The following is a 25,467-nucleotide window of genomic DNA, read 5'->3' as shown; positions in this document are numbered from 1 at the left end:
CGTTTCGCGAGCCGCTCAGGCGGCCGTCAGCTGCTTCCAGCCGCCGGCCGGGCGCTGCCCGACCTCGAGAGTGCGCAGCTTGGCGAGCACCTCGGGCTTCTGGACGTCCATCCAGTCCACGAACTGCCGGAAGGAGACCATGCGTACGTCGGCGCCCTTCTCCTTCTCCCGGGCGATGTGCTTGAACGCCTCCTCGACGGCGTCCATGTAGATGCCGCCGTTCCAGTGCTCGAAGTGGTTGCCGATGAAGAACGGCGCCCGGTTTGTCTCATATGCCCGCTGGAAGCCGGATATGTACGCCTGGGCGGACTGCTGCCGCCAGCCCGGGTAGTTGGCGGGCGGGGCCTTCGTGGAGTTCTTGGACTGGTTGGCCAGCATGTTGTAGTCCATCGACAGCACCTCGAAGCGGCGGCCGGGGAACGGGATCTGCTGGAGCGGGAGGTCCCAGATGCCCAGCTTCTTGCTCGGCCACGTCTGGCGGCCGCCCGGCGAGGAGGCGTCGTAGCGCCAGCCGAGCTCACGGGCGGTGGGCAGCAGGTTGTCCTGGCCCAGCAGACAGGGCGTACGACCGCCGGTCAGCTCCTTGTCGTAGTCGAACGGCAGCGGCGGCAGGTCGCTCCAGCCGGTGTTGGTCCGCCACTGCTTCACGAACGACTTCGCCTGGTCGATCTCACTGCGCCACTGCTGCGGCGTCCAGTGGGCGACGGTGCCGTGCCCGGAGCAGAAGTGGCCGTTGAAGTGGGTGCCTATCTCGTGGCCCTCGAGCCAGGCGCGGCGGACGTTCTCCAGCGTGGAGCGGATGTGCGCGTCGGTGAGGTAGCCGATGTCGGAGGCGCCGCGCCGGTTGTTCGGCGGGTCGTACAGGCGCTTCTTCGACTCGGGCAGCAGATACAGCCCGGACAGGAAGAAGGTCATGCTCGCGCCGTGCTCCTTGGCGAGGTCCAGGAAGCGCGGGAAGAGGCCGTTGCCGACCTCGCCGGCCCCGTCCCAGGAGAAGATGACGAACTGCGGCGGCTCCTGCCCCGGCTCCAGCGGCTGCGGCGCGTCCGGCTGGTGCGGCTGCTTGCCGCTGTACGCCGTCGAACCGTCCCCTATCGGCCGGGCGGCGGTCGTGGGGGTGCCGGAGGGGTCCTTCCCGGAGCCGTCACCGCCGCCCGAGCCGGCCCCGTGGCCCGACCCGCCCGACGACGTGCCGCAGCCCGCGAGTGAGGCGGCCGCGGCGGCGCCCGCGCCGAGGCCGAGCATTCCCCTGCGGGAGAAGGTGCGCATGAGAGTTCCCCGATTCGTCACGTCCTTGGGTGGTCACCCAGTCAGAGGGCGCGACGAACCGGGGGGTTCCGCGAGGGCGTATGCGTTACGCCACGAACGTAACAAAACTGTGCCAACTGACACGCCGTCAGCTCACGGCAGTGTCACGCGCCGAAGGCCTTGCCCTGGCCCTTCACCGGCTTGGCGCCGGCCAGCAGATGGGCCGGGACCAGGTCGCGGGCCGGCTCGGTGTAGCCGACGGAGACGATCCGGTCGCCCTGGTACGTGAACGTCGTCAGCGAGGCGAGCGTGCACTGCCGCTTGCGCGGGTCGTGCCACAGCCGGCGCCGCTCGACGTAACTGCGCACGATCCAGATCGGCAGCTGATGGCTGACGAGCACCGCCTCGTGCCCGCGCGCGGCGTCCTTCGCGGCGTTCAGCGCGCCCATCATCCGCACGACCTGGTCGACGTACGGCTCGCCCCAGGACGGCTTGAGCGGGTTGACGAGGTGCTTCCAGTTGCCCGGCTTGCGCAGCGCGCCGTCGCCGACACCGAAGGTCTTGCCCTGGAAGACGTTCTCGGCCTCGATGAGCCGCTCGTCGGAGGCGAGGTCCAGGCCATGCGCCTCGGCGATCGGCGTCGCCGTCTCCTGCGCCCGCTCCAGCGGGGACGCGCACACATACGTGACGTCCCGGGAGGAGAGGTGGTCGGCGACCCGCTCGGCCATCTTGCGGCCCAGCTCGGACAGGTGGTACCCGGGCAGGCGGCCGTAGAGGATGCCGTCCGGGTTGGCGACCTCGCCGTGCCGCATCAGGTGGACGACGGTGATGTCCTTGCTGCTGTCGCTCACGCGGTGGCCTCCGCCGCGGCTCGGGCCGCCGCCGGGAGGGCGTCGGCGATCTTCTGGACGGCCCGCTCGTCGTGCGCGGTGGACACGAACCACGACTCGAAGGACGACGGCGGCAGATACACGCCGTTCTCCAGCAGGGAGTGGAAGAACGCGGTGAAGCGGAACGACTCCTGCTTCTTGGCGTCCTCGTAGTCGCGGACCTCCCGGTCCGTGAAGAACACGGAGAACATGTTGGAGGCGGTCTGCAGCCGGTGCGCGACACCCTCCTTGGCCAGCGCCTCGGTGACGAGGGAGCGGATCTGCTCCGACACGGCGTTCACCCGGTCGTAGGCGGCGTCGTCGAGGAGGCGCAGCTGGGCGAGGCCGGCGGCGGTGGCGACGGGGTTCCCGGAGAGGGTGCCGGCCTGGTAGACGGGCCCGGCCGGAGCGAGGTGCGCCATGACGTCGGCGCGCCCGCCGAACGCGGCGGCCGGGAAGCCGCCGCCCATGACCTTGCCGAACGTCATGAGGTCGGGCCTGACCCCGTCGACGCCGTACCAGCCGGCCCGGCTGGTGCGGAAGCCGGTCATGACCTCGTCGGAGATGTACAGGGCGCCGTTCTTCTGGCAGGCGTCCTTCAGCCCCTGGTTGAACCCGGGCTGCGGCGGCACGACGCCCATGTTGCCGGGCGACGCCTCGGTGATCACACAGGCGATCTCGCCGGGGTGCCGGTGGAAGGCCTCCTGCACGGCCTCCAGGTCGTTGTACGGCAGCACGATCGTGTCGGCGGCCTGCGCACCCGTGACACCCGGGGTGTCCGGCAGCGCGAAGGTCGCCAGGCCGGACCCGGCGGAGGCGAGCAGCGAGTCGACGTGCCCGTGGTAGCAGCCGGCGAACTTGATCACCTTGGAGCGCTGGGTGAACCCGCGGGCGAGCCGGATGGCCGACATGGTCGCTTCCGTACCACTGCTGACCAGCCGCACCTGCTCGACGGGCGCCACCCGGGCGACGATCTCCTCGGCGAGCGCGACCTCGCCCTCACCGGGCGTGCCGAAGGACGTACCGCGGGCGACGGCCTCCTGCACCGCGGCGATCACCTCGGGGTGCGCGTGCCCGAGGATCATGGGCCCCCAGGAGCAGACGAGGTCGACGTACTCGCGCCCGTCGGCGTCAGTGAGGTAGGCCCCCTTCCCCGACACCATGAACCGGGGCGTGCCGCCGACGGCGCGGAAGGCCCGCACCGGCGAGTTCACGCCACCCGGCGTGACGACCGCCGCACGGTCGAACAGTGCCTGGGAGGCAGGCGCTTCGTAGGGATAGGGCAGTTCGCTCATGACGTGCGGCTTCTCCGACCTCTTCCGGGACCAGCTCCGGCTGTGCTGCCGGGTGACCTCCTCAGGGTAGGCCGACCGCGCCGATACGAGAGATCCGCACCCCGCCCATCTGAGAAACTGGTCCTCGCATACGTATGGACATGACGAAAGGTCGTGTCGGGGGCTTGTTCGACAGAACCTGCGGACAGCTGTTCCAGCGCACGTTTCGGCGTGTGACCGTGGGGGAGGTCACTGTCACGATGATCGGGTTGCGCGGCCCCGGGCACGCAGCCTAGAAAAGCAGTCGGGTGGAGATATGCATCGCGGTGGCGGACTGGGCGAGGGGACCGACGACCTGGGTCCTCGACGTGCCCGGCGGGGAAGGCACCGGCGCGACGCGGAGGCAGCGAACGACGCACGTCAGCAGGCACAGGGTGCACCGAACGAGCCCGACCGGCCGGCCGGGCCGGACCGGGTGGACCGGGTGGACCGGGTGGACCGCAGCGGCCGGCCCGACCGGCTGAGCCGGGTGGACCGCCTTGAGGCGGGGAGCAGGAATGGTGGTCGGGTGGGGGTGACGTACAAGTACTTCGGCGCGCCGGACGGTGCGACGGCGGCCCGCGTCCCGATCTCGATGCGCCCCGAGGAACTCGGCGGCGACGAGCTCGGCATGAACGGCATGTTCACCAAGATCAAGCCGGAGACGATGGCCGCGATGGTCCTGACGGGCATCGAAGGCGTCCCCCTGCACAAGGTGCCGCCGCTGGAACTGGTCGTCCTGCACCCCGACTACGCGGTCGTCAAACTCCCCATGACGGTCGTCGACCCCCTGCGCGACATCGGCGAGGAAGCGGTCGGCGCGGCGGCCTTCATCTGGTCCACGGTCCCGGACCGCGGCGGCCCCCGCGACGCGTTCAACGTGTACCAGCTGCTGCACGAGTGGCAGGACTTCAGCCACCGGCTGCATGAGGCGGGGCATCAGCCGTACTGCCTGGTGTGGCCCTGAGCCGGCCTCGGACTCACTCCCGCCCCGGCTCCAGCAGTTCCAGTGCCTCCTCCCAGCGGAAGGAGAACACGCCTCCCCCGGCCTCGGTCCCCGGTTGCGGCTCGCGGCCGCCGATGCGTACGCCCATGGCGCGCAGGCGCTCCAGGCTCTGCCGGTAGGCGGGGTGGGCGGCCTGGGCCGTGTTCAGACAGGGCAGGGCGGCGATGGGTATGCCCATGCCGTACGCCTCGCACAGGATGCCCAGGGCGAGGGTGTCGGAGATGCCTGCGGCCCATTTGTTGATCGTGTTGAAGGTCGCCGGGGCGACGGCGATCGCGTCCGCCGGAGGCAGCGGGCGGGGGTCCCCCGGGCGGCGCCACGCGGAGCGGATCGGGTAGCCGGTCTGCGCCTCGACCGCGCCGGCGTCGAGGAAGCCGAGGCCCTGCGGGGTGGCGACGACGCCGACGTCCCGGCCCCGCCCCTGCGCCGCCGTGATCAGTTCGCCGACGTCACCGGCGATCCCGGCCGCGCAGACGACGACGTACAGGAACGGCTTTTTCTCAGGGGTGGTCACGCGGGCACTCCCGGGGTCGGCTGTCGTGGTGCGGCTTCGGCAGCGTACGGGGACCGGCCCTGACCGGGTGGGGCGGGGGGCGCGAACGTCCCGGCCGACGCGGCGCGTTGGGCCGCGTCTACGATCGGCCGCCATGGACTGGCCGGGGCGCATCGCGACGTCGAGGCAGTGGAGCAGGAACGGCACCCGGGCCCCGCACAAGCCGTTGCTGCTGCTGTACGCCCTCGGCCGGCACCAGGAGGATGCGGGTGGCGAACTGCCGTACACCGCCGTGGAGCAGGACCTGCAGCGGCTGCTGACCGAGTACGGGCCGCCCCACCCGGGCGGAACTGTGACGGGGCGGGGCGGGCCGGTGCGGGGCCGGGCCGCCCCGTGCGGCGTCAGTCCACGGTGAGCCGGTCGCCGAGGCCGGCCTCGGCGAACGCCTTGACCACGTCCTCGCGGCCCTCCGTGAAGTGGGCCCAGCTGTCGCAGTGCACGGGGACCACCCGGCGGGCGCCGAGCAGCCGGGCGGCCTCGGCGGCGCCGGCGCCGTCCAGGACGAGCAGCGCGTCGTCGAAGATGCCCGTGCGGGGCGCCCCGGCGAAGAGCACCGCGGTGTCGACGGGAGCGAACCGGTCGGCGATCTCCCGGACCGCGTCCAGTGAGGCGTTGTCGCCGCTGACGTAGACCGTGGGCAGCCCCTCGCCGGTCAGTACGAACCCGGTGACCTGGCCGCTGACGGGCTCGACCTGCTCCTTGGTGCCGGGGCCGTGCACGGCGGGGACGCCGGTGACCGTCACCGTGCCGCCGCCGGGCCGCTCCAGCTCGACCGCCTCCCACGCCGTGAGGCCCTTGGCGCCGGCGCCGAGCCGGGTCGCGCCGCCGGTCGTGGTGAGCGTGAGCGGTACGCCGGCGAGCAGGGCGCGGCCGGAGTGGTCGAGGTTGTCGGGGTGCTCGTCGTGGGAGAGCAGGACGACGTCGACGCGGCCGAGGGCGGCCGGGGTGGTGCGGGACGGGGCGGTCTTGGTCAGGGAGCGGCCGCCGCCGATCGGGTAGACGCCGGGCTCGTCGAAGGTGGGGTCGGTGAGGAAGCGCAGGCCGCCGTACTCGAAGAGGGCGGTGGGGCCGCCGTAGAGGTGGACGGGGAGGTCGGGCGAGGAGACGGAAGCGGACATGAAGCAGCACCTCACAGGTGAGTCTCACGGATGGCCGATTGGCTATCCGTGAGAGACGGTAGCGGTGTCTCACGGATGTGCGCAAGCCGTACCATGAGATGCATGATGGAGACCGCGCCCGCCGAGCCCCTGGAGCCGGCCGCCCCGCCCGCGCCGGGCGCCGAGCAGTACCAGGCGCTCGACCTCGCCAACAGCGCCATGGCCCTGCCCGGCGGTCACACCCTCGATCTGCTGTCGAGCCCGGCGGACGCCACCCGCTGGCTGGCCGAACGCGGCCTCGCCCCGGCCGACGCCGGTCTGCGGGAGATGTGCGCGGCGCAACTGCGCTCGCTGCGGGAGCAGATCCGCGCGCTGATCGCCTCGCGCGTCGACGGGCAGCCCGCGCCGGCCGGCGCCCTGGCCGCGGTCAACGAGGCGATGACGAAGGCCCCGGCCACCGCGCTGCTGCGCTGGGACGCCACGCGCGGACTGCACCGGGCCGCCGCCCATCCCACCACCCAGATCCTCGAACACGCCCTCGCGGCCCTCGCCGCCGACGCCGCCGACCTGCTCACCGGCCCCGACGCCGACCGCCTCACCGCCTGCGGCTCACCCCCGTGCACCCGCTACCTGCTGCGGCACGGCCGCCGCCAGTGGTGCTCCACCCGCTGCGGCGATCGCGCCCGAGCAGCCCGCGCGTACGCCCGCCGCACGGGCCGGGACCCTCAGCACTGACGGCCCGGCGCGGGCGGGAGGACCGGTTCAACTGGCTCGGCCCGGGGGCGACTTGATTCACCGGGTTCGGCCCGGGGGGCTACCCGGGGTTGACCCCACCCCTGTCCGGGGGCGACTCGGTCCACCCCGCCCGGCCCGGCCCGGACGGCGCCCCTTCGCACACCGTCCCGGCCCCGGGGGCGACCCGGTCCGCCCGCCTGGCCCGGGAGGCGAGCCTATGCATCCCGCCCGGCCCGGGGGCGACTCGGCCACCGCTGCCCGGCCCAGGGGGAATCTTGGTTCATCGTGCTCGGCCGGGGGGCTATCCGGGTTGACCTCCGCCCCGATCCGGGGGCGGGGTCAACCCTCCCCGCCCGGCCCGGGGAGGGCGCGACGCGGTTCACCCGGCGAGGGCCCGGCGTTCCGTGAGGGTCGCCGCGGCGAACCGCCGTGACGTCATTCCGGCCCGCTCGTACGCCGTGATCGCCGCCGTGTTGTCCTCGTCCACCATCAGCGCGGCGCGGCCCCGCTCCCGTACGAGTGCCGCCGTCACGAAGCGGGACACCGCCGAGGCCAGGCCGCGGCCCCGCGCCGCCGGGTCGGTGACGACGCCGGCGAGGAAGCCGCACCCGGGCGCCGACCAGGCGTCCGCGGCGACCGCCGGCAGCCGGCCCGCGTCGTCGTGGACGCCCGCCCAGCGGTGTACGCCGGGGCGGCCTGGCTGGGCGTAGGAGCCGGGGAAGTACCGGTCGAAGAGCGCACGCGCCTGCCGCTGACCGGCGGCGTCCAGCCAGCGCACGGCCGTCGCCGGCGGCTCGGGAGCGTGCGGGGTGTCCATCCAGCGAAACGGCGGCCCGGCCTCCAGCCCCGGGAGCGCTCGGGCCAGCGCCGCGATCAGCGTCGCGTCCCCGAACGGCCGGTACGCGGGCCCGGCCTCCCGCAGCGCCTGTCGTACGAGGGGCAGCGCGTCGTCGGCCGGGCCGGCCACGGCGACGCGGTCCCGCCCCGACAGGGCCGGAGACGCCACGGCGACCGCCGCGCCGGCCCGGTACACCCGCACACCGGGCCCGGGCCGCCCGTCCGCGCGGGCCTGCACGGCCCATACGACGTGCGCCTCGTCCTCCGCCAGGACCTCAGCCATCGATGTCCTCCACCCTCGCCTCAGCCACCGCTGCCTCCACAAGCGCCTCAGCCCCGCTGCCTCCACAGTCGCCTCAGCCCCGCTGCCTCCACCCTCGCCTCAGCCACCGCTGCCTCCACAGTCGCCTCAGCCCCGATGCCTCCAACAAGCGCCTCAGCCCCGCTGCCTCCGCGGTTGCCTCGGCCGCCCCCGCCTCAGCCGCCCTCGTCCTCGCGGCGTGTCTGCGCTCCCGCGACCGTGAAGCCGATCACCGAGCCGCCGCCCTCGCGGTGCTGGGCGAAGGGTGCTCCGCCGTGGGCCAGGGCCACCTCCCGCACGATGGACAGGCCGAGGCCGGAGCCGGGCAGGGAGCGGGCGTCGGCGGCTCGGTAGAAGCGGTCGAAGACGCGCAGCAGGTCCGTGTCGGTGATGCCCGGCCCGCGGTCGAGGACCTCGACGCGGACCGAGCCGGGGCGGGCCGGACCGGCGACGTTGATCTCGATGGGCGAGGTGCCGTCGCGGTCGAACTTGGTGGCGTTCTCCACCAGGTTGGACACCGCCCGCTGGAGCATGCCCGGCCGGCCGTACGTCGTCGTGTCGCCGCTCGCGCGCAGCAGGATCTCGCGGCCGGTGCGGCGGCGGGCGAGGCCCGCGACGTCCTCGGCGAGGTCGGCGAGGTCCACGCGCTGCGGCGGTTCGCTGTCGGACTGCCCGGCGGCGAGGTCGACCAGCTCGTTGACCAGGTCGGTCAGCTCGCGGGCCTCCTGGCCGAGGTCGGCGACCAGTTCCTCGCGGGAGGCGGGCGGGAGTTCGTCGATCCGCTTCAGCAGGGAGATGTTGGTCCGCAGCGAGGTCAGCGGGGTGCGCAGCTCGTGCCCGGCGTCCTGGACCAGGCGCCGCTGGTCCTCCTCGGACTGGGCGAGCCGGCCCAGCATCCGGTCGAAGGCACGGCCGAGGCGGCCGACCTCGTCGTAGCCGGTGACGGGCACCTGGATGCCGAGCCGGCGGGTGCGGGCGACGTCCTCGGCGGCGGCGGTCAGGACGATCAGGCGGCGGGTGATGCGGCGGGCCAGCCACCAGCCGAACAGCCCGGCGGCGACCACGACCGCCGCCATCAGGATCAGCGTGCGCTGCTGCAGCGCACGCAGCAGGTCCTCGGTGTCGCTGAACTCCTGCGCGACCTGCACCGCGCCGCGCCTGCCGCCGAGGGAGACGGTGGCGACGCGGTACACGTCATTGCCGACGTCGACGTCCTTGTGCAGCACCATCCGCCCGGCGCCGCCGGCGGCCGCGACGGTCCGGTCGGCCTCGGTGACCGGCAGCGCGGGGCTGCCGCTGTCGGAGACCGCGCCGTCCGCGCCGAGCACCTGCACGTTGGTGCGGGCCGGGCGGACGACGTCGTGTCCGGGCGCGGAGGAGGAGAAGTCCTCCGGGGACATCCGGTGCTGGCGCACCTCGCTGCGCACGTCCTGCACGACCTCGTCGAACACCGACTGCTGGTCGACGCGCACCAGGCGGGCGGCCGCGTTGTACGACAGGATGCCGACCAGGATGGTGACTGCGGCGGCGACGGCCGCGAACGACACGGCGAACGTGGTCCGCAGGGACACCAGCCCGGGCCGCCGCCCGGACACCAGGCGGCGCAGGCGGCCGTGCCCCATGTCAGTCCTCCCGCAGCACGTAACCCACGCCGCGCACCGTGTGGATCAGTTGCGGGGCGCCGGGCTCGTCGAGCTTGCGGCGCAGGTAGCCGACGTACACGGCGAGGTTCTTGGAGCCGGGGCCGAAGTCGTAGCCCCAGATGCGGTCGTAGATCGTGGAGTGGTCGAGGACGATGCCCGCGTTGCGCACGAGCAGTTCGAGCAGTTCGAACTCGGTGCGGGTGAGTTCCAGCTCGCGTCCGCCGCGCCAGGCCCGGCGGGCCTGCGGGTCCATGCGGATGCCGGCGGCCTCGATGTGCCGCTGCGGCGGTTGCGGCTGCTCCTCGCGGGCGGCGCCGGCCGAGGGGGCGGGCGCGGGGGCGGGGGCGTCGGGGGTGGTGCGGCGCAGCAGGGCGCGCAGCCGGGCGAAGACCTCCTCGACGTCGAACGGTTTGACGACGTAGTCGTCGGCGCCGGCGTCGAGCCCGGCGATCCGGTCGGCGGTCTCCACCAGCGCGGTCAGCATGAGGATGGGCGTGCGGTCGCCCTCGGCGCGCAGCACGCGGCAGACCTGCAGTCCGTCGATGCCGGGCATCATCACGTCCAGGACGAGCACGTCCGGCGGCGACGTGTGGGCCTGCGCGAGCGCCTCCACGCCGTCGGCGACCGCCGTCACCTGGTAGCCCTCCAGGGTGAGGGCGCGTTCCAGGGCGTGGCGGATGGCGCGGTCGTCTTCGGCGAGGAGCACTGTCTGGGGCACCCGCCCAGTCTGCCAAGGCCACGGGCGACGCGGCCGGGCGAGCGGTGCGACGATCACCCTTCTTACTCGGATCTCACCGTCCTGGGCCCCTGACCGGGGGCCTCGACGGGCTGCGGCGCGGGCCGGGTGCGGCGTGGGAGGGGGCCGCCGGGCGGGGCTGGACGGGGGACGGTCCCCCAGCGATTCCCCGCCAGGAACCGGTGTCCCGGGGCGGGTGAGCCCCCGGCGCTCCCTCACCCCGTGGGACGCAGCGCGGCCAGTTGTTCCTCGAAGGGGATGACGGCGAAGGCGTCGTCCCGCTGGGCCGGGGGCCGGGCCGTGGACGGTCCGCCCATGAGCGTGGCCAGCTCGCCCGCCGCCCGTTCGATCCGCTCCGGCAGGCCTTCCGCGCCCCAGTCCTCGGAGGCGGCGTAGACGCCGGTCGGGACGACGACGGCCCGCAGGTAGGCGAACAGCGGCCGCAGGGCGTGGTCCAGCACCAGGGAGTGCCGTGCGGTGCCGCCGGTCGCCGCGATCAGCACCGGTTTACCGGCGAGCGCGTCCCGGTCGTGGGCGCCGAGCGCGTCGAAGAAGGACTTGAACAGTCCGCTGTAGGAGGCGGAGAACACGGGCGTGACGACGATCAGTCCGTCCGCCCCGCTCACCGCGTCGAACGCGGCGGACAGCTCGGCGCCCGGGAAACCGCTGGTGAAGGTGTGCGCGATCGCCACGGCGAGGTCGCGCAGCTCGATCACCCGCACCTGCGCCCCGGTGCTCCCGGCGGCCGCGGCGGCCAGCCGGTCGCCGAGCAGCCGGGTGGAGGAGGGCACGCTCAGCCCCGCGGAGACGACGACGAGCTTCATACGGCGGCCTCCTCGGCGTTCGCCTCGGTGGTTCCCCTGCGGGCGGCGGCGAGCAGCGAGGCGTGGGTCGGCGCCTCGGGCACGCCGGCCGGACGGCCGACGGCGAACTCCTTGCGCAGCACCGGCACGACCTCCTCGCCGAGCAGGTCGATCTGCTCCAGCACGGTCTTCAGCGGCAGCCCGGCGTGGTCCATCAGGAACAGCTGGCGCTGGTAGTCGCCGGCGTACTCGCGGAAGGACAGCGTCTTGTCGATGACCTGCTGCGGGGAGCCGACGGTCAGCGGGGTGTCCCGGGTGAAGTCCTCCAGGGAGGGCCCGTGGCCGTAGACGGGGGCGTTGTCGAAGTACGGGCGGAACTCGCGCACCGCGTCCTGGGAGTTCTTCCCCATGAACACCTGCCCGCCGAGGCCGACGATGGCCTGCTCGGGCGTGCCGTGGCCGTAGTGGGCGTACCGGTTGCGGTACAGCTCGATCATCCGCTTCGTGTGGTCGGCCGGCCAGAAGATGTTGTTGTGGAAGAAGCCGTCGCCGTAGTACGCGGCCTGCTCGGCGATCTCCGGGGAGCGGATGGAGCCGTGCCAGACGAACGGCGGTACGCCGTCCAGCGGGCGCGGGGTGGAGGTGAAGCCCTGCAGCGGGGTGCGGAACTTTCCTTCCCAGTTCACGACGTCCTCGCGCCACAGGCGGTGCAGCAGGGCGTAGTTCTCGATGGCGAGGTTGATGCCCTGCCGGATGTCCTGCCCGAACCAGGGATAGACCGGTCCGGTGTTGCCGCGGCCCATCATCAGGTCCGTGCGCCCGTCGGCCAGGTGCTGGAGCATCGCGAAGTCCTCGGCGATCTTCACCGGGTCGTTGGTGGTGATCAGCGTGGTGGACGTGGAGAGGATCAGCCTCTCGGTCTGCGCGGCGATGTAACCGAGCATGGTCGTCGGGGACGAGGGCACGAACGGCGGGTTGTGGTGCTCCCCGGTGGCGAACACGTCGAGCCCGGCCTCCTCGGCCTTCAGCGCGATCGCGACCATGGCCTTGATGCGCTCGCGTTCGGTCGGCGTCCGGCCGGTGGTGGGGTCCGGCGTGACGTCGCCCACGCTGAAGATACCGAACTGCATGGTCGCTCACCCTCCAGTTAGTTGATTGTTGAACTATACCGCAAACCGCGGCCTCACCTCGCGTATTCCGCCACCCTCGGGCCACCGCCCCTGCCCCACCTCACGCGGGCCGTCACCCCGTCCGTCCCGGTCCGCGTCGACTCCGCGCTCACCCCGCTCGGCAGCAGCCTCGCCGCCCTGCTGACCGCCGACCGCCGTGAAGGACTGGGCGGAGACCCACTTCGACGAGGTCCACACGGCCCGCGAGCGCTACGACGCGAAGAACGGCGGCAGGCCGGAGAAGTGAGCCGTCGCCCTGTTACGCAGCGGTGACGGATCCCGCACCGATCAAGGTCATGTGGCCAGCAGACTTCAGGCATCGCACAGCGCAGGGCCGAACCCGGGGGGCCGGACGGAGAACCGCGCGGAGCGATCTCCTTGCCTTCACGCACCACTTCTGCCGTCCCTGGGGGGATCACCATGTCTGCTGCGTTCTCGCGCCACCGCGTCGCACTCCGCGCCGCCGTCGCCACCGCCGCGCTCGCCGGCGCCCTGCTCACGCCGGCCGTCGCCTTCGCCGCCGACGGTCAGGGCGGCACCGCCGCGCACTGCACCGCGACGCAGACCATCCCCTCCGCGTTCGGCGGCTGGACGGTCGACCTGACCAACAGCCTCTCGGCCGGCCCGAAGGCCGTGCTCAAGGACGACAAGGGCAAGGCGGTCGCCACCGTCGACCGCGCCCACCCCGAGGACCTCACCAACGGCCTCAAGATCAAGAACGCGGACACCACCAGCCCGCTCTTCCTCGACCGCTCCCAGGGCGACCCGGCCCCGTGGCGCGAGACGCCGTTCCCGGCCCTGCCGCAGGACTGCGTGCAGACGGGGACTGGGACCGGCTCGGGGACGGGGACCGGCTCGGGGACGGGGACCGGCACCGGGACTGGGACCGGCACCGGCACCGGCACCGGCAAGGTCACCGTCATCGGTAAGTGCACCGTGATGCAGACCGTCCCCTCCGCGTTCGGCGGCTGGACGGTCGACCTGACCAACAGCCTCTCCGCGGGCCCGAAGGCCGTACTCAAGGACGACAAGGGCAAGGCGGTCGCCACCATCGACCGCGCCCACCCCGAGGACCTCACCAACGGCCTCAAGATCAAGAACGCGGACACCACCAGCCCGCTCTTCCTCGACCGCTCCCAGGGCGACCCGGCCCCGTGGCGCGAGACGCCGTTCCCGAAGCTCCCCAAGGACTGCCCGGACACGGACACCGGCACGGGCACGGGGACGGCGACGGGCACCTCGAAGCACACGGGCTCCGGCACCCCGCAGAGCACCGAGTCCCCCCGGACCACGCACACCACCCAGACCAAGGTCGTCCCGGCCGGCGGCGTGGCCGCGGGTGCCGAGGAGGGCACCGGTGGTCAGCACGGCACCGCGATGCTCGCGGGCGGCGCGGCCGTGGCAGCGGCCGGTGTAGCCGGCCTCGGTTACGTGGTGCGTCGCCGCCGTACCGGCGCGGGCGTCTGATCCTCCGTCACCACCTGACCCAGGGCGGGCCGCCGGTCGTCACCGGCGGCCCGCTTCACGTCCGGCCCAGCGCAACCCCGAGCGACACCCGAGGAACCCCGATGAACGCGCCGCCCACCCAGGACGCCCCGCCCCCGCCCTCCCGCGGCCGCCTGCGCTGGATCGCGCTCACGGCCGTGGCCGCGCTGGCCGTCGGCGGCTGGATGACGGTCACCGCCCTGCGGGCCGGCACCCCGGCGCCGGCCGCACACGGTCCGGCCGCGAACATCGCCGTCTCCACGCCACCGCCGTCGGCCCCGCCCACCCCGGCCGCGTCCCCGTCCCCGCCCCCACCGGCGCCGCTGCCCGCCGCCGAGCCCGTCCGGGTCCGCATCCCGGCCGCCGGCGTCGACACCGCACCCGTCCTCCAACTCGGCCTGGCCTCCGACGGAACCGTCCAGGTGCCGTCCGTCGCCCAGGCGGACCGCATCGGCTGGTACCGGGAGGGCGTCACCCCCGGTCAGAGAGGACCGGCCGTCCTGATCGGCCACTTCGACACCGTCAAGGGCCCGGCGGTCCTGCGGAACGTGGGCCGGGTGCGTCCCGGCGACACCATCACCGTCGACCGCGCCGACGGCTCCACCGCCGTCTTCGCCGTCCGCACCCTGCAGCAGGTGGACAAACAGCACTTCCCCACCCAGCGGGTGTACGGCGACACCACCCGCCCCGAACTGCGCGTCATCACCTGCGGCGGCGACCTGCGCGCAGGCCACCGCCCCGACAACATCATCCTGTACGCCGACCTGGTGCGAACCTCCGCAAGCCAGGCCGCCGGAAACTAGACGTCCCCCGCCCGCAACCGCGCCACCTGCTCCGCGCCGAACCGCGTCGTACGGCGCATGTGGTCGACGATGACGCCGAGCTGGGACTCGTCCAGGTGGTCGAAGAGGGCGTACCAGCCGCCGCCGAGCCGGTCCCACATGCGGCCGAACTCGGCGATGCGCTCCGGCACGGTCACCACCAGCACCTTGCGCCGGTCCGCCGCGTCCCGCTGCCGGCGCACATAACCGGCCTTCTCCAGCCGGTCCACCAGCCGTGTCGCCGACCCGGTCGTCAGCCCCGTCAGCTCCGCGATCCGGCCCGTGGTCACGGGCCCCTCCTCCAGCGCGAGGAGGTTCAGGCACTGCACATCCGTGGGATGCAGCCGCAGATGGTCGGCCACGGCCTGGTTGAACAACGCGTACGACGCCATGTACCGCCGGGACACGCCCGACAGCTCCTCCAGCAGCCGCGCCCGCCCGTCCCGCGCCATCCGCCACACCCCTTCGTTTGCGTGATGCAGAAAGCGTACGACGCAGCGACGGCAGGGCAGGGCGGCGGCGCGGGCGGGGCCGGGCCGGTCAGAAGGGGTACGCGTCCCCGGTGTCCAGCACCAGCACCTGGTAGCGGTCGTTCGCCCGGTTGTGGTCCGCGACGCCGCCGCGCCACACCGTGCCGATCTCCAGCCGCACCTCCGCCGGCCGCCCGCGCAGCCGCAGGTCGAGCTCGATCCGCTCGCCCACCTCGCCCGCGCCGAGCGCGCCCGTACGGCACACCACGTCCCGCTCGCCGGTGCGCACACACCCGCCCGGCAGCCGCTGCCCGGCGTCGGCGAGCGGCACGGACCAGCGCAGCCGCACCGCCGCCTCCGGTACCGCCGCCGGCCCGTGGTTGCGCGGCGTCAGCTCGACCCGCACACCACCCCGGCTGAGCACCACCGTCCCGTGGTACGCGAGGTCCGCCTCCCGCACCACCTGCCCGGCCCCGGTCCCGGCCACCGCGACGGCGGCGCCCGCCGGCCCGCCCGCCGTGACCGCGCCCAGCGCCGCCAGCGCCGTACCCCACATCGCAAGCCCGCGCACGCCACCCACTCCTCACCCGGCCGTCCGGCACATCGCAGCCATGTATCCCCCACCGGCCCCGCCCCAGGCGCCGTCCATCAGGTGACACCACCCCACCACCGCCCCCGGCCTCCGGCCGCTCTGCCGGCGCCGGCGCCGGCGCCCGGAAGTACCACGCCCCCACCGCCGCAGGGCCGCCCACGCCACCGTCCCCGACCGGTGCGGCGGCACCACCGCACGCCCCGACCACCAGAGCCCGGGGCCGACGCGCAACCGGCCCACCACACACCGGCCACCACCGACCCTGCGACCTGTGCCCTGCGTCCTGTGCCCTGCGTCCTGTGCCATGCACCCTGCGCCCTGCGCAAGCCACCACCCGCCCACCCGCCCGCCGCACACCCCGCGCCCCCACCCACCCCGCCCGGCCCCCACCCCGCCTGGCACGCACCCCACCCGGCCCCCGGCCGCCCGCCCCCGCCCGCCCCGGCCCTGTGCCAAGCTGCCCGCATGCTCATCGTCCGCTCCGCCGCCCTGTTCCTTCTCGCCGCGGTCCTGGAGATCGGGGGCGCCTGGCTGGTCTGGCAGGGAGTGCGCGAACACCGCGGCTGGATGTGGGCCGCCGGCGGGGTCCTCGCTCTCGGCGCGTACGGGTTCGTCGCCACCTTCCAGCCCGACGCCCACTTCGGCCGCGTCCTCGCCGCCTACGGCGGGATCTTCGTCGCCGGGTCCCTGCTGTGGGGCGCCGTCGCGGACGGCTACCGGCCCGACCGCTGGGACGTGGCCGGTGCCCTCGTCTGCCTGGCCGGCATGGCGTTGATCATGTGGGCGCCGCGCGGCGACATCTGACCGGCCCCGACCGCACGTCGGCGCCGCCGCCTATCCTGGGCCGAGCCAGCGCACGCACGCACGTACGAGGAGCAGCCCATGGCCCCCGCCGCACCGTCCGCCGCCTCCCGCATCGCCGTCGTCACCGGCGCGAGCAGCGGCATCGGCGCCGCCACGGCCCGCCGGCTGGCCGCGGCCGGCTACCGCGTCGTCCTCACCGCCCGCCGCAAGGACCGCATCGAGGAGATCGCCGAGGAGATCACCGCCGCCGGCCACTCCGCGACGGCGTACCCGCTGGACGTCACCGACCGCGCCGCCGTCGACGAGTTCGCGACCGCCTTCACGGCGATCGGGGTCCTGGTGAACAACGCCGGTGGCGCCCTCGGCGCCGACCCGGTCGCCACCGCCGACCCGGACGACTGGCGCACGATGTACGAGACGAACGTCATCGGCACCCTCCATCTCACCCAGGCCCTGCTGCCCAAGCTGGAGGCGAGCGGCGACGGCACGGTCGTCGTCGTGTCGTCCACCGCCGGCCACGGCACCTACGAGGGCGGCGGCGGCTATGTCGCCGCCAAGCACGGCTCCCACGTCCTCGCCGAGACGCTGCGCCTGGAGATCGTCGGCAAGCCGGTCCGCGTCATCGAGATCGCCCCCGGCATGGTCAAGACGGACGAGTTCGCCCTCACCCGCTTCGGCGGCGACCGGGAGCGGGCGGAGAAGGTCTACGAGGGCGTCGCCGAGCCCCTCACCGCCGACGACGTCGCCGAGACCATCACCTGGACCGTCACCCGCCCCAGCCACGTCAACATCGACCTGCTGGTGGTCCGCCCGCGCGCCCAGGCGTCCAACACCAAGGTCCACCGGGACCGCTGATGGCCGACGACGAGGCCGAGCCGTCGCCGGAACAGCGCCGCCTGGCCCAGGAGACGAAGGACGAACGCCAGGTGTGGATCTTCCTCGGGCTTGAGTAGTCGCGGTACAGAAAGCGCCACTGAGATTGATCATGGTCGGCTAGCACACGAAGACGCAGCTGCCGCTGGGGTTCGTGGAAAGATCACCGGGCGGCTGTTGGCGCTGGCTACGGTCCGGTCGTGCCGCGCCCCTTCCGGGCCCCGGACGCCGCCGAGGACGACGAGGATTGACGGCCGGCACACCCGACCGGCCCGGCCACTCGTTGCGCCCCGCGGGGGCCTGGCACCCGACTTGTTGTGACGCCGTCGCGGCAGGCGTCACAACAAGTCGGGCGCACTCTCCTGGACGGGATCCTTGCCTGCCGGGTGATCCGGACCGTCGGCCGGGGCGGCGGCACGCAGTGCCGCTTCGACCCGGCGGTTGCTGGTCATGGATGCCGTGACGGCCGTCATCGCCAGGAGGAGGACGGCGGCGGCGTAGAGCGGGGAGCGGATGTCGTAGGTAGTGGCCAGCCAGCCGCCGAGGAAGGCCCCGATGGGGGCGGCGCACATGGCCAGCATGCGGGAGGTGGAGGCGACCCGGCCCATGAGGTGGGCTGGGACGATCGCCTGCCGGAGGGAGGGCCCGAGCACCATCGTGGCGCCCATGCCGGCCCCACAGACGGCGAGCGCCAGCCCGGCCACGTACGGGTTGGGGGCAGCGGCCAGGCCCAGGATGGCAAGCCCTTCGACGGCGGCTGTGCAGGTCAGTGCGGTGCCGGTGCCGAGTCGTCGGCCAAGGTAGGAGGCGATGCCTGCACCGAGCAGACCGCCGGTGGCCTCCGCCGTGAGGAGCAGGCCGAAGCCGTAGGTGTCGATGCTGAGGCGGTCGTGGGCGAAGAGCGCGAGGACGGTCTCCACGGCGAGGAAGGCGACGTTCCCGACCGCTGGGCGGAGCGCGAGGCCGAGCAGCACCCGGTCCCGGAAGACGTACGAGGCCCCGGCCCGCGCTTGCCGGAGCAGCGACTCGCGGACCTCCGGCACGGGTCGGGGCATGGCAGGCAGCGTACGTACGAGCAGTGCGGAGAGCATGAACGACACCGCGTCGGTGAGCAGCGGAACCGCCCGCCCGAGCGCGAGCAGCGCACTGCCCGCAGGCGGCCCCGCGAAGCCGGACATGGCGGTCTGGGCTCCGCGCAGGCGGGAGTTGGCGCGCTCCAGGAGTGCGGGGTCGCGGCGGAGCAGATCCGGCAGATAGGCCGTGGCGGCCGTATCGAAGAAGAGTCCGCCGAGGCCGAGCAGGAAAGCAACGGCCGCGAGCAGCGGAATGCTCAGCACGTCGAGCATGGCCGCTGCCGCGGGTATCCCGAGCAGCAACGCACGTGCTGTGTCCGCGACCCACATCGTGCGCCGGCGGTCCCAACGGTCCACCAGCGCACCGCCGAGCACCCCGAAGAGCAGCCACGGCAGCGTCCCCGCGGCCGTGACGACGGCGAGCGCCATCGGATCCCGCGTCAACGTCAACGCCAGCAGCGGCAGCGCGGCATGCGTTACCCCGTCACCGAGCGAGGAGATCGTCTGCGCGGTCCACAGCCGTCCGAACCCGGTCGGCAACTTCCGGACGTCTGAGGTCACTTGGCCTCCCCTTCTGCCTGCTCGCGCGGTGCCGGGTGGAACAGTGCGAAGACAAGTGACGCGTCCGGCAGCGAGGGATCGGACAGCTCCCGGTACTCGTCCGCCAGTGCCTGCAGCCGCGCCCCCAGCTGTGCGAACTGCTCCTCGGTGAGCCGCAGATGCGCCATCCGCACGTGCCGCTCACCATCCGCGGGCGCTGCCTCCAGGTCCGCCACCGCGTGCCGCATCAGCACATCAGGCCCTCCGTCGCCCGGATCCGGCAGCACGATCGCCCGTGCGGCCATCGTGTAGTACCGCTCGGTGACTCCCCGGACCTTCCGCGTTCGTACCACCTTCACCAGGCCGGCCCGCTCCAGCAGCCGCACGTGATAGCTGGAACTCCCCTTCGCGAGGCCAACCCGCTCGGCGATCTGCGTAATCGTCGCCGGCTCGTAGCGGAGCACGGCCATGATCCGGTGACGCGTGCGATTGGAGACGGCGCGCAGCTGTTCGTCAGTGGCGATGTGAAGCGTCTCGGGAAGATCATCGGCAGGCATGCGAGCAATGGTCAACGATTATTGACCATTGCGCAAGGGGTTTCGCGCGGACTCCCGAATCTGCTGTCCGGCGCGCGAGATCTTCCACCAAAGCCCTCAGCTGCCGATCCGGGGAGCTGTCAAAACCTTCGTTTTCTGAAGATCGCTCCCAATGAGTCGCCCAGCCCCCTCGGGCGCCTTCAAAAAGCCCTTCAAGATCCTCGGATGTTCAAGAACCCCGGACCGCCGTTTTCTGACATGATCCGGGGCCACGACGACCACTCAGGAGCCAGCGCACGACGCGGACCCGCTCGTCGCCGAACCGCTCGTGCGCACCGAGATCAAAATCGGGTACGCCCGGGTGTCGACCGGCGGACAGAAACTGGAGCGGCAGCTCGACGCGCTCACTGCCGCCGGGTGCCGGAAGATCTTCGCGGACAAGAAGGCCGGGAAGGACGCGCTCCGTCCCGAGCTGAAGGCGTGCCACGCGTTCCTCGACGTGGGCGACACACTTGCCGTCCCCTCGCTCGACCGCTACGGCCGCAGCCTCCAAGACCTCATCAACATGGTCGCCGAGCTGCGCGAGCGAGGCATCGGCTTCACTTCGCTGCGCGAGAACCTGGACACCACCACCCCCGGCGGCCGACTCGTCTTCCACGTCTTCGCCGCGCTAGCGGAGTTCATTCGCGAACTCATCGTCATCGGCGCACCAAGGAGGGCCTCGCCGCCGCCCGCGCCCGCGGCCGGGTCGGCGGACGTCCCAGCGTCGCCACCGAGGAGATCATCCGGGCCGCCCGTGACCTGCCGCCCGACCCGGGCCGCTCGATCACCTCGATCGCCAAGCTGCTCGGCGTCTCGCCGGGCACGCTCTACAACCACATCCCGGACCTGCGCGAGCTGCGCGCCGGCGCAGTGCCCCGCCAGCTCGAAGCCCCCACACAGTAGGCAGGTCAGACCAAGAGCAATCTCAGCGGCACTTTCCGTGCCTCAACTACTCACACCCGTTCCTGGCGTACTTCCTCTTCGGCATCCACATCGTGGCGTTCGTCATGATCTACGCCGTCCGGCACGCCAAGTAGGGCTGAATAGAAGGGTGGACAGACACATACCCTTCGACGCCCTGCGCAACTTCCGTGACCTGGGCGGCTATCCGACCGCGGACGGCGCCCACCGCGTCCGCGCCGGCCGTCTCTACCGCTCCGGCTCCCTCGGCACGCTCACCGAGGGCACGGCGGACTGGGACCGCTTCCTGTCCCTCGGCGTCGGCACGGTCATCGACCTGCGCCACCCGTGGGAGATCGAGCGCACCGGCCGCGTCCCCGAGCACGCCTCGCTCACGTACCACCACCTGAGCATCGAGCACCGCCCCTACGACGAGCCCGCGTTGACACCCGGCATCGACCCGGGCCCCTATCTGGCCGAACGCTATATGGAGGTGGCGGAGGACGGCGTCAAGGAGATCCGCGAGGCGCTGGAGACCATCGCGGAATCCGCCCGGCGCGGCACGCCCGTCGTCTTCCACTGCGCCTCCGGCAAGGACCGCACCGGCGAGATCGCGGCCCTCGTCCTCGCCCTCCTCGGCGTCGACGAGCCGACGATCGCCGAGGACTTCAGCCTGACGGAGCTGGCCTCCGAGGCCCTGCTCGCGGACTGGCGCGCCCGCAACGGCGGCGCGTCCCCCGCCTGGCCCGGCTTCGGCCGCGCCCCCGCCGCGGTCATGCGCCTGTTCCTGGCCGCCCTGAACGAGCGGTACGGCAGCGTCGAGGCGTACGTCGCCCAGGCCCTCGGCATGGACGCGGCGGCCCTGTCGGCGGACCTGCGCGAAGCCCTCCTGGAACCCCGCCCCACGACCCACCCGCCCCTGGCCTACCGCGAAGCCACGGAAGCCGACGCCCCCCTCCTGGTCCGCCTGCGCGACACCGCGGCCCTGTGGCAGCTGGCCCGCGGCATCGACCAGTGGAAGCCCGGCGAGAAGGACGAGGCGCACTTCGTCCGCCGTATGCGCGAGGGCGAGGTCTGGCTCGCGTACGCCGGCGACGCCCTCGTCGGCGCCTGGGAACTGTGGTGGACCGACGAGGCGGCCTGGGGCCCCCGCCCCGCCGACGCCGGCTACATCCACCGCCTGATGACCACCCCGCACACGACCCCGCCCGGCGCGGGCCGGGCGATGCTCACCCAGGCGGAGTCCCGCATCACGGCAGCGGGCCGCCCCCACGCCCGCCTGGACTGCCTCTCCACCAACCCCCGCCTGCGCGCCTACTACGAGTCGGCGGGCTACCGGGTCGTCGGCGAACAACAGGCCAAGACGGACGGCGCAGGCAGCCCGTACGCCGTGACACTGCTGGAGAAGCGGCTCAGCCCTTGACGCACACGAACTGCTTCAGCTTCGCCACGACCTCGACGAGGTCCCGCTGCTGGTCGATGACCTGATCGATCGGCTTGTAGGCGCCCGGGATCTCGTCGACGACGCCGGAGTCCTTGCGGCACTCCACGCCCTGGGTCTGCTCCTCCAGGTCCTTGGTCGTGAAGCGCCGCTTGGCCGCGTTGCGGCTCATACGACGGCCCGCGCCGTGCGAGGCGGAGTTGAAGGACTTGTCGTTGCCGAGACCCTTCACGATGTACGAGCCGGTGCCCATGGAGCCGGGGATGATCCCGTAGTCGCCGGAGCCGGCCCGGATCGCGCCCTTGCGGGTCACGAGCAGGTCCATGCCGTCATAGCGCTCCTCGGCCACGTAGTTGTGGTGGCACGAGATCTCCTGCTCGAAGGCCGGCTTCGCCTTCTTGAACTCCTTGCGGATCACGTCCTTGAGGAGCGCCATCATGATCGTGCGGTTGTACTTGGCGTACTCCTGCGCCCAGAAAAGATCGTTGCGGTACGCCGCCATCTGCGGCGTCTCCGCGACGAAGACCGCGAGGTCGCGGTCGACCAGGTCCTGGTTGTGCGGGAGTTTCTGGGCCACGCCGATGTGGTGCTCGGCGAGTTCCTTGCCGATGTTGCGGGAGCCGGAGTGCAGCATCAGCCAGACAGAACCTGCCGTGTCCGTGCAAACTTCAACAAAATGATTGCCGGACCCGAGCGTTCCCATCTGCTTGGTCGCCCGCTCCTCGCGGAACTTGACCGCTTCCGCGACGCCCCCGAACCGCCCCCAGAAGTCGTCCCACCCGGCCGTTGCCAGCCCGTGGAACCGCCCCGGGTCGACGGGGTCGTCGTGCATCCCCCGCCCCACCGGGATCGCCTGCTCGATCTTCGAGCGCAGGCGTGACAGGTCGCCCGGCAGGTCGTTCGCCGTCAGTGACGTGCGCACCGCCGACATCCCGCAGCCGATGTCGACCCCGACCGCCGCCGGGCACACCGCGCCCTGCATCGCGATCACCGAGCCGACCGTCGCGCCCTTGCCGTAATGGACGTCGGGCATGACGGCCAGGCCCTTGATCCAGGGCAGGGTCGCCACGTTCCGCAGCTGCTGCAGCGCCACGTCCTCGACCGTCGCCGGATCCGTCCACATGCGGATCGGCACCTTGGCGCCCGGCAGCTCCACGTACGACATCTCGACTTCCTCATTCCCCCGGAAAACAGAACAAAAGACCTGGATCGCAAAAACCGGCGCCAAGGTCGATGAATGAGACAACGGACCGGCGTCCACGGTCGTGCGTGCGATACACATGGTGCACTGGGGGCGCCCCCGTGCGGCAAGCGAATAACCAGCGCGGACACCACCCGTCCGCACCGTCGAGAGGAGCCTCACCCGTGCAGCGCAAGGCGTACGTACCCGGCACCGTCGCGCTTCTCGCGGCGCTGCTGGCCGCCTGCACCAGCGGCTCCGACGAGGGCGGCCGCACCGACAACTCCAACCCCGGCGGCCCCGGCACGGCCACCGCGGTCGCCGAGCCCGGCAAGTACCGCACGCTGCCCGAGCCGTGCGGCGTGATCGGCCACGACACCCTGGACGCGCTGCTGCCCGGCATCCGCCAGATCACCGACGCCGAGCAGCAGCTGAAGGCCTACCAGGGCGAGGCGGCGCTGACGTACAACACCGACCGCAAGGTCGGCTGCCGTTGGAAGGTGGAGTCCGCGACCGCCACCGACCATCTCTCCGTGGACTTCGAACGGGTCGTCTCCTACGACAGCGCCGTCAGCGACGACAGCCAGGCCGAGCAGCTCTTCGCGCGCCTTCAGGCGGCGGCCGACCTGCCCGCGCCGAGCACCTCGGCCACCGCGGACTTCGACACGGCGAGCCCGTCCGGGACACCGTCCACGTCCACGACAGCGCCCACCCCGCCCTCCACCGGCTCCTCCGCTTCGCCGTCCGGCGTGCCGTCCGGGTCCGCGTCCGGCTCCTCCTCCTCGTCGCCGTCGCCCTCCTCCACCACCGATCTGCAGCCCCGCACCCTGGACGACGTCGGCGACGAGGCGTTCCTCGACGACCAGCTGGGCGGCCCCGGTTCGACGGCCAAGCAGCGCACGGTGACTGTGGCGTTCCGCACGTCGAACGTCATCGTGACCATCCGGTACGAGGAGCAGCCGACGTCCGTCACCGTGGTTCCGGACAGCAAGGAAATGCAGGACAGGGCCCGGAAACTGGCGGCGCAGCTGGACGATTCGCTGTCCGGCTGAGCCGTCCGGCGCTGCCCGGCGCGTGCGTCCGGTGAGCGGACGAAGCAGGACCGCGTGGCTTCGGCACCGCGTACCGTGGCCCCTCGGACCCGTTCCGACCGCAGGAACCACGAGCCACATGAGTGAAGGAACCATGCAGCGACGAGCCCAGCGTGACGACCAGCGTGAGATCCGTACGAAGCGCCCGCAGCGCGCAGCGCGGCTGAACCGCCTCCTTGTCTGCGCGGCCGCCGTCCCGGTGATGCTGGTGGCCGCCGGTTGCTCCTCCTCGGACTCCGGCTCCGGCTCCGGCTCCGGTGACCAGGGGAAGGCGGCCGGCTCCGGCGCGAGCAGTTCGTCGTCGTCGTCGCCGAGCGCGTCGCCGACCGTGCAGGCGGCGGCGTACGCCAAGCTGCCGCAGGCGTGCGGGGTGCTGACGAAGAAGACGCTGGACGACCTGGTGCCCAAGGGCGCCAAGGGCAAGGAGGGCAGCTCCAGCGACCTGGCCACGCGGGCCAGCTGCTCCTGGAACAGCCTGGACAACAACGGGGTGAAGGGCTCGCAGTTCCGCTGGCTGAACGTCAGCCTGCTGCGCTTCGACTCGGATGCCTCGCGCGGCTCCGGCAACGAGCAGGCCCACGCGTACTTCGTGAAGCAGGTGCAGGAGGCGAAGTCGACGGCGGGTGCGAAGAACACCACGTCGCAGCCGGTCGCCGGGACGGGCGACGAGGCGACGGCGGTGCGCTACGACCTGAAGAAGAAGGAGGGCGACTTCAAGCAGCAGACGGTCGTCACCCGGGTCGAGAACGTCGTCGTCACCCTGGACTACAACGGTGCCGGTCTGGCCGGCGACAAGGCGCCCGACGCCGACGAGCTGACGAAGTCGGCGGAGCAGGCGGCGAAGGAGGCCGTGGCGTCGGTGGCGTCCGCGAACGGTGACGGCGGCGGCACGGGCGGCGGCACGGCCCCCGCGTCCCCGTCGACGTCCGCGTCGAAGCCGGCGTCGAAGTCCGCGTCCCCGTCGGCCTCCGCGTCGAAGTCCGCCTCTGCGTCCGCCGCGGCGGCGAAGAAGAGCTGACGCCCCCGTAACGCGTCAACAGGCCCCGGTCTGGGCGTGTTTGCCGGAGGCCGGCCCTCCGCGGGGCCGGGCTCCGGCCATACCGGCACCACGTTCGCCGTACACATGTGCCACCCTGTTGCGCGCAACAGCATGCAAGGGGAGGGGAGTACGAGTGGCCGCGTCACCGCAGCTGACTCGGATGCACCGCATTCTCATCGGTGTGGTCGTGTCCGGTGCCCTGATCATCGCGGGGATCGGTTTCGCCGGTTCCTACGCGGCCGTCCGGCAACTGGCGATCCAGAAGGGCTT

Annotated in this window: 25 protein-coding genes and 3 pseudogenes; 13 read left to right on the top strand and 15 right to left on the bottom strand. The window is 72.6% G+C overall.

The window, feature by feature from the left end; all coding sequences use genetic code 11:
* Window positions 1–15: 15 nt before the first annotated feature.
* From AC0B9F_RS36870 to hemL, 3 genes are all read right to left on the bottom strand, one after another.
* Window positions 16–1,269: a polysaccharide deacetylase family protein gene (locus AC0B9F_RS36870; RefSeq protein ID WP_472010040.1), complete on the bottom strand. Its 1,254-nt coding sequence runs from the start codon at window positions 1,267–1,269 to the stop codon at window positions 16–18.
* 143 nt (window positions 1,270–1,412) lie between these two features.
* Window positions 1,413–2,060: a histidine phosphatase family protein gene (locus AC0B9F_RS36865; RefSeq protein ID WP_472010085.1), complete on the bottom strand. Its 648-nt coding sequence runs from the start codon at window positions 2,058–2,060 to the stop codon at window positions 1,413–1,415.
* Between the two features lie 35 nt (window positions 2,061–2,095).
* Entirely contained in the window at window positions 2,096–3,412 is a 1,317-nt protein-coding gene (gene hemL / locus AC0B9F_RS36860) for a glutamate-1-semialdehyde 2,1-aminomutase (RefSeq protein WP_472010038.1), read from the bottom strand.
* 295 nt (window positions 3,413–3,707) lie between these two features.
* On the opposite strand from hemL, the gene AC0B9F_RS36855 reads away from it, so the two are divergent.
* Window positions 3,708–4,397: a hypothetical protein gene (locus AC0B9F_RS36855; RefSeq protein ID WP_472010036.1), complete on the top strand. Its 690-nt coding sequence runs from the start codon at window positions 3,708–3,710 to the stop codon at window positions 4,395–4,397.
* Window positions 4,398–4,410: 13 nt separating this feature from the next.
* Here AC0B9F_RS36855 and AC0B9F_RS36850 read toward each other — a convergent pair whose 3' ends face one another.
* Window positions 4,411–4,950 carry a flavoprotein gene (locus AC0B9F_RS36850; protein ID WP_472010034.1) on the bottom strand — a complete coding sequence of 180 codons (540 nt, stop codon included), beginning with the start codon at window positions 4,948–4,950 and terminating at the stop codon, window positions 4,411–4,413.
* A 133-nt stretch (window positions 4,951–5,083) separates the two neighbouring features.
* On the opposite strand from AC0B9F_RS36850, the pseudogene AC0B9F_RS36845 reads away from it, so the two are divergent.
* Window positions 5,084–5,269: pseudogene (locus AC0B9F_RS36845) on the top strand (phosphorothioated DNA-binding restriction endonuclease family protein); the annotation flags it as partial.
* 61 nt (window positions 5,270–5,330) lie between these two features.
* Here the strand turns inward: AC0B9F_RS36845 and AC0B9F_RS36840 are convergent.
* Window positions 5,331–6,107, bottom strand: coding sequence for an MBL fold metallo-hydrolase (locus AC0B9F_RS36840; RefSeq protein WP_472010033.1), 777 nt, complete (start codon window positions 6,105–6,107; stop codon window positions 5,331–5,333).
* Between the two features lie 93 nt (window positions 6,108–6,200).
* On the opposite strand from AC0B9F_RS36840, the gene AC0B9F_RS36835 reads away from it, so the two are divergent.
* Window positions 6,201–6,821 carry a CGNR zinc finger domain-containing protein gene (locus AC0B9F_RS36835; protein ID WP_472010031.1) on the top strand — a complete coding sequence of 207 codons (621 nt, stop codon included), beginning with the start codon at window positions 6,201–6,203 and terminating at the stop codon, window positions 6,819–6,821.
* A 379-nt stretch (window positions 6,822–7,200) separates the two neighbouring features.
* On the opposite strand, the gene AC0B9F_RS36830 is transcribed toward AC0B9F_RS36835, so the two are convergent.
* The 5 genes from AC0B9F_RS36830 to AC0B9F_RS36810 all read right to left on the bottom strand — a co-directional run bounded on the left by AC0B9F_RS36830 (window position 7,201) and on the right by AC0B9F_RS36810 (window position 12,271).
* On the bottom strand, window positions 7,201–7,941 hold the full coding sequence (locus AC0B9F_RS36830) for a GNAT family N-acetyltransferase (protein ID WP_472010029.1): 741 nt from the start codon (window positions 7,939–7,941) through the stop codon (window positions 7,201–7,203).
* A 194-nt stretch (window positions 7,942–8,135) separates the two neighbouring features.
* Window positions 8,136–9,581: a sensor histidine kinase gene (locus tag AC0B9F_RS36825; protein ID WP_472010027.1), complete on the bottom strand. Its 1,446-nt coding sequence runs from the start codon at window positions 9,579–9,581 to the stop codon at window positions 8,136–8,138.
* Window position 9,582: 1 nt separating this feature from the next.
* Window positions 9,583–10,320 (bottom strand): response regulator transcription factor, encoded by a 738-nt coding sequence (locus tag AC0B9F_RS36820; protein ID WP_472010025.1) that lies wholly within the window; start codon window positions 10,318–10,320, stop codon window positions 9,583–9,585.
* A gap of 233 nt (window positions 10,321–10,553) precedes the next feature.
* Window positions 10,554–11,162, bottom strand: a complete 609-nt coding sequence (locus AC0B9F_RS36815) for an FMN reductase (protein WP_472010023.1) — start codon at window positions 11,160–11,162, stop codon at window positions 10,554–10,556.
* On the bottom strand, window positions 11,159–12,271 hold the full coding sequence (locus tag AC0B9F_RS36810; RefSeq protein WP_472010021.1) for an LLM class flavin-dependent oxidoreductase: 1,113 nt from the start codon (window positions 12,269–12,271) through the stop codon (window positions 11,159–11,161). The genes AC0B9F_RS36815 and AC0B9F_RS36810 overlap by 4 nt, the downstream gene beginning before the upstream one ends.
* A gap of 99 nt (window positions 12,272–12,370) precedes the next feature.
* On the opposite strand from AC0B9F_RS36810, the pseudogene AC0B9F_RS36805 reads away from it, so the two are divergent.
* From AC0B9F_RS36805 to AC0B9F_RS36795, 3 genes and pseudogenes are all read left to right on the top strand, one after another.
* Window positions 12,371–12,557: pseudogene (locus tag AC0B9F_RS36805) on the top strand (hypothetical protein); the annotation flags it as partial.
* Between the two features lie 173 nt (window positions 12,558–12,730).
* Window positions 12,731–13,777 carry a hypothetical protein gene (locus tag AC0B9F_RS36800; protein WP_472010019.1) on the top strand — a complete coding sequence of 349 codons (1,047 nt, stop codon included), beginning with the start codon at window positions 12,731–12,733 and terminating at the stop codon, window positions 13,775–13,777.
* Between the two features lie 101 nt (window positions 13,778–13,878).
* Window positions 13,879–14,598, top strand: coding sequence for a class F sortase (locus AC0B9F_RS36795; RefSeq protein WP_472010017.1), 720 nt, complete (start codon window positions 13,879–13,881; stop codon window positions 14,596–14,598).
* Here AC0B9F_RS36795 and AC0B9F_RS36790 read toward each other — a convergent pair.
* Window positions 14,595–15,068, bottom strand: coding sequence for a MarR family winged helix-turn-helix transcriptional regulator (locus AC0B9F_RS36790; RefSeq protein ID WP_472010015.1), 474 nt, complete (start codon window positions 15,066–15,068; stop codon window positions 14,595–14,597). The genes AC0B9F_RS36795 and AC0B9F_RS36790 overlap by 4 nt on opposite strands.
* Window positions 15,069–15,156: 88 nt before the next feature.
* Window positions 15,157–15,657 (bottom strand): hypothetical protein, encoded by a 501-nt coding sequence (locus AC0B9F_RS36785; RefSeq protein WP_472010014.1) that lies wholly within the window; start codon window positions 15,655–15,657, stop codon window positions 15,157–15,159.
* A 486-nt stretch (window positions 15,658–16,143) separates the two neighbouring features.
* On the opposite strand from AC0B9F_RS36785, the gene AC0B9F_RS36780 reads away from it, so the two are divergent.
* Both AC0B9F_RS36780 and AC0B9F_RS36775 read left to right on the top strand, forming a co-directional pair.
* Entirely contained in the window at window positions 16,144–16,482 is a 339-nt protein-coding gene (locus tag AC0B9F_RS36780) for a YnfA family protein (RefSeq protein ID WP_472010012.1), read from the top strand.
* Between the two features lie 78 nt (window positions 16,483–16,560).
* Complete coding sequence (locus tag AC0B9F_RS36775) at window positions 16,561–17,337, top strand: SDR family NAD(P)-dependent oxidoreductase (RefSeq protein ID WP_472010010.1); 777 nt, start codon at window positions 16,561–16,563, stop codon at window positions 17,335–17,337.
* A gap of 356 nt (window positions 17,338–17,693) precedes the next feature.
* On the opposite strand, the gene AC0B9F_RS36770 is transcribed toward AC0B9F_RS36775, so the two are convergent.
* Window positions 17,694–18,989: an MFS transporter gene (locus AC0B9F_RS36770; RefSeq protein ID WP_472010009.1), complete on the bottom strand. Its 1,296-nt coding sequence runs from the start codon at window positions 18,987–18,989 to the stop codon at window positions 17,694–17,696.
* The gene (locus tag AC0B9F_RS36765) at window positions 18,986–19,525 is read right to left on the bottom strand and encodes an ArsR/SmtB family transcription factor (RefSeq protein WP_472010007.1); all 540 of its coding nucleotides are present in this window, start codon (window positions 19,523–19,525) and stop codon (window positions 18,986–18,988) included. The genes AC0B9F_RS36770 and AC0B9F_RS36765 overlap by 4 nt, the downstream gene beginning before the upstream one ends.
* 307 nt (window positions 19,526–19,832) lie before the next feature.
* Between AC0B9F_RS36765 and AC0B9F_RS36760 the strand changes: the two are divergent.
* Window positions 19,833–20,141, top strand: a pseudogene (locus AC0B9F_RS36760) (recombinase family protein); the annotation flags it as partial.
* A 456-nt stretch (window positions 20,142–20,597) separates the two neighbouring features.
* A complete protein-coding gene (locus AC0B9F_RS36755; protein WP_472010083.1) occupies window positions 20,598–21,869 on the top strand; it encodes a GNAT family N-acetyltransferase in 1,272 nt (423 codons plus the stop codon).
* Here the strand turns inward: AC0B9F_RS36755 and AC0B9F_RS36750 are convergent.
* Window positions 21,859–23,052 (bottom strand): RtcB family protein, encoded by a 1,194-nt coding sequence (locus AC0B9F_RS36750; RefSeq protein WP_472010005.1) that lies wholly within the window; start codon window positions 23,050–23,052, stop codon window positions 21,859–21,861. The genes AC0B9F_RS36755 and AC0B9F_RS36750 overlap by 11 nt on opposite strands.
* A 200-nt stretch (window positions 23,053–23,252) precedes the next feature.
* Between AC0B9F_RS36750 and AC0B9F_RS36745 the strand changes: the two genes are divergently transcribed.
* The 3 genes from AC0B9F_RS36745 to AC0B9F_RS36735 form a co-directional block, all read left to right on the top strand.
* On the top strand, window positions 23,253–24,119 hold the full coding sequence (locus AC0B9F_RS36745) for a DUF3558 domain-containing protein (protein WP_472010003.1): 867 nt from the start codon (window positions 23,253–23,255) through the stop codon (window positions 24,117–24,119).
* Window positions 24,120–24,237: 118 nt separating this feature from the next.
* On the top strand, window positions 24,238–25,176 hold the full coding sequence (locus AC0B9F_RS36740; protein ID WP_472010002.1) for a DUF3558 family protein: 939 nt from the start codon (window positions 24,238–24,240) through the stop codon (window positions 25,174–25,176).
* Between the two features lie 154 nt (window positions 25,177–25,330).
* Window positions 25,331–25,467: DUF2637 domain-containing protein (locus AC0B9F_RS36735; RefSeq protein WP_472010081.1), on the top strand; the 137-nt coding region annotated here is incomplete at its 3' end.

This window comes from Streptomyces sp. NPDC097129 (assembly GCF_055668065.1).
The sequence above is the reverse complement of the archived record's forward strand: the minus strand, read 5'-3'. Positions and strand labels throughout refer to the sequence as shown.

Excerpts from the sequence above, each read along its gene's own strand:
- AC0B9F_RS36870 (WP_472010040.1), bottom strand. The coding sequence starts at position 1,269 with ATGCGCACCTTCTCCCGCAGGGGAATGCTCGGCCTCGGCGCGGGCGCC.
- AC0B9F_RS36865 (WP_472010085.1), bottom strand. The coding sequence starts at position 2,060 with ATGCGGCACGGCGAGGTCGCCAACCCGGACGGCATCCTCTACGGCCGC.
- hemL (WP_472010038.1), bottom strand. The coding sequence starts at position 3,412 with ATGAGCGAACTGCCCTATCCCTACGAAGCGCCTGCCTCCCAGGCACTG.
- AC0B9F_RS36855 (WP_472010036.1), top strand. The coding sequence starts at position 3,708 with ATGCATCGCGGTGGCGGACTGGGCGAGGGGACCGACGACCTGGGTCCT.
- AC0B9F_RS36840 (WP_472010033.1), bottom strand. The coding sequence starts at position 6,107 with ATGTCCGCTTCCGTCTCCTCGCCCGACCTCCCCGTCCACCTCTACGGC.
- AC0B9F_RS36835 (WP_472010031.1), top strand. The coding sequence starts at position 6,201 with ATGAGATGCATGATGGAGACCGCGCCCGCCGAGCCCCTGGAGCCGGCC.
- AC0B9F_RS36830 (WP_472010029.1), bottom strand. The coding sequence starts at position 7,941 with ATGGCTGAGGTCCTGGCGGAGGACGAGGCGCACGTCGTATGGGCCGTG.
- AC0B9F_RS36825 (WP_472010027.1), bottom strand. The coding sequence starts at position 9,581 with ATGGGGCACGGCCGCCTGCGCCGCCTGGTGTCCGGGCGGCGGCCCGGG.
- AC0B9F_RS36815 (WP_472010023.1), bottom strand. The coding sequence starts at position 11,162 with ATGAAGCTCGTCGTCGTCTCCGCGGGGCTGAGCGTGCCCTCCTCCACC.
- AC0B9F_RS36810 (WP_472010021.1), bottom strand. The coding sequence starts at position 12,271 with ATGCAGTTCGGTATCTTCAGCGTGGGCGACGTCACGCCGGACCCCACC.
- AC0B9F_RS36800 (WP_472010019.1), top strand. The coding sequence starts at position 12,731 with ATGTCTGCTGCGTTCTCGCGCCACCGCGTCGCACTCCGCGCCGCCGTC.
- AC0B9F_RS36795 (WP_472010017.1), top strand. The coding sequence starts at position 13,879 with ATGAACGCGCCGCCCACCCAGGACGCCCCGCCCCCGCCCTCCCGCGGC.
- AC0B9F_RS36790 (WP_472010015.1), bottom strand. The coding sequence starts at position 15,068 with ATGGCGCGGGACGGGCGGGCGCGGCTGCTGGAGGAGCTGTCGGGCGTG.
- AC0B9F_RS36780 (WP_472010012.1), top strand. The coding sequence starts at position 16,144 with ATGCTCATCGTCCGCTCCGCCGCCCTGTTCCTTCTCGCCGCGGTCCTG.
- AC0B9F_RS36775 (WP_472010010.1), top strand. The coding sequence starts at position 16,561 with ATGGCCCCCGCCGCACCGTCCGCCGCCTCCCGCATCGCCGTCGTCACC.
- AC0B9F_RS36765 (WP_472010007.1), bottom strand. The coding sequence starts at position 19,525 with ATGCCTGCCGATGATCTTCCCGAGACGCTTCACATCGCCACTGACGAA.
- AC0B9F_RS36750 (WP_472010005.1), bottom strand. The coding sequence starts at position 23,052 with ATGTCGTACGTGGAGCTGCCGGGCGCCAAGGTGCCGATCCGCATGTGG.
- AC0B9F_RS36740 (WP_472010002.1), top strand. The coding sequence starts at position 24,238 with ATGAGTGAAGGAACCATGCAGCGACGAGCCCAGCGTGACGACCAGCGT.